This window comes from Roseococcus suduntuyensis (assembly GCF_014196305.1).
In the GTDB taxonomy this organism is placed as follows: domain Bacteria; phylum Pseudomonadota; class Alphaproteobacteria; order Acetobacterales; family Acetobacteraceae; genus Roseococcus; species Roseococcus suduntuyensis.
Map to the genome: position 1 here is coordinate 1 of NZ_JACIDJ010000007.1, position 1,730 is coordinate 1,730.

Annotated in this window: 2 protein-coding genes and 1 pseudogene; 1 reads left to right on the forward strand and 2 read right to left on the reverse strand. The window is 64.6% G+C overall.

What is annotated here, in order from left to right:
- A partial coding sequence (locus GGQ83_RS16625) for an NTP transferase domain-containing protein (RefSeq protein WP_184386080.1) occupies positions 1 to 518 on the reverse strand: 518 nt, incomplete at its 3' end.
- Positions 519 to 935: 417 nt separating this feature from the next.
- Here GGQ83_RS16625 and GGQ83_RS16630 point away from each other — a divergent pair.
- Positions 936 to 1,318 (forward strand): annotated as a pseudogene (locus GGQ83_RS16630) (integrase core domain-containing protein); the annotation flags it as partial.
- Between the two features lie 205 nt (positions 1,319 to 1,523).
- Here the strand turns inward: GGQ83_RS16630 and GGQ83_RS19960 are convergent.
- The coding region (locus tag GGQ83_RS19960; protein WP_221223543.1) for a hypothetical protein at positions 1,524 to 1,730 on the reverse strand (207 nt) is incomplete at its 5' end.

Below are 1,730 nucleotides of genomic sequence, written 5' to 3' on the forward strand. Positions count from 1 at the left end.
GGCGCCGCGGCGCAGACCACGCCGGCATTGCAGAGGGGAATGGCGCGCTCGGCCTCGGTCGCATCCGCGTGTTCGACGATGCGCGCCACCTGCCCTGTTTCGTCCTGCACCACGCGACCATAGCGGCCCGGGTCGGCCGGGCGCATGGCCAGCAAAGCGAGGTCCGTCGTTTCGCGCGCGGCGACCAGGCGTTCCAGGGTCGCGGTCGTGATCAGCGGGTTGTCGCCATAGAGCACGGCCACATCGCCCGCGAAGCCCTCCAGCAGCGGGGCGGCGATGCGGGCGGCGTGGCCGGTGCCCAGGCGTTCCTGCTGCACCACCGTCGCATGCGGGGCGACAGCGGCGGCGAGTTCCTCCATGCCCGGCCCCACCACCACGACGATGCGCTGGAAGACGGGCGCGCAGGCGGCCAGCAGGTGCTGCACCATCGGCCGCCCCGCAAGCTGGTGCATCACCTTGGGCTGGGCGGACCGCATGCGGGTGCCCTGCCCCGCGGCGAGAATGATGGCGGCGCGCATCCTTGGCCCCTGAACTGCAACGGCTTCGCGGTCTAGCCGAGGGGTTCACGGGGCGGCAAGGGCGCGCCGCCCACGCTTTCTTGCGCTTCGTGTCAGCGCGAGAGGCGGTTGGACACCTCGAATAACGTGCGGGAGAGTTCCGCAGAGGCTCGAAGCAGGCACTCCCAACCGCGCGTCGCCCTCAACGAGCCTCAGCAGCATCCCCCCGGCACGTTATTCGAGGTGTCCACATGTTCCGCATGAGCGCCCCTCGTCGTGACATAGGGCAATCCGCAGGATCGCCGCGCCCATGAACCGGGAGAGATGTTGTAAAAAGCGGTGAACCTCTGCATCGGACGATCGCTGCCCGGGAAGCCCTTTGGCATCTACTGGAATAGGCTCCCATCATCTCCGACGACTCCACCTAGCATGGCCTAGCGCGTGTCTCGGACGGCAAATGCGGGCTTCGTGTTGGATAGGCTGGACAGGCCCTGCATGACCGGCATCCACTGCATCGCGGCGGCCCCGTGCATCACAGCGACAGGGGCAGCCAGTACGTCTCCATCCACTACACCGAGCGTCTCGCACAGGCCGACATCGAGCCTTCAGTAGGCAGCGCAGGCGACAGCTATAACAACGCCTTGGCCGAAAGCACCAACGGCCTCTACAAGGCCGGGGTCATTAATCGGTGCGCCCCCTGGCGCTCGCTCGAGGCCGTGCGATCCGCCATCCTCGAATGGGTAGACTGGTTCAACCATCGGCGGCTGCTGGATCTCACCGGAAACATCTCGGCGACTGAGGCTGAGTCACTCTACTACGCTGCCAGGACATTCTGCTCCTGGCAGCATGACTTAAACCAAACAGCCTCCGGGAAAACAGGGACGGTTCACCGCAACCCCGTTGCCATCCTATCAACCATCAGCCATCAACGTAGAGAACTCTCCATAGGACTGGATACATTCACGGGAGCACGTCAGTCACCGTCAGCCCCAAGCCGAGTGTCCAGTGTGACGGAAAGCACTCCAGTCAGGCGATACCATCCCATCCAAGGGAAAGGTTTGACAAGGTGCCAGCCCGCTGGAACGCAATGACGTCCGCGATCCCATCACCATTCAAATCGGCGAGCAGACGCGGAACTTCATCTTGTGAGCCCCATCCGTGAGCCCAACCGAACGCATCCGAAGCTTTCTGAAGCGCTCCAAATCTCCCAGTACCATCGCCCCGCGCGACCCA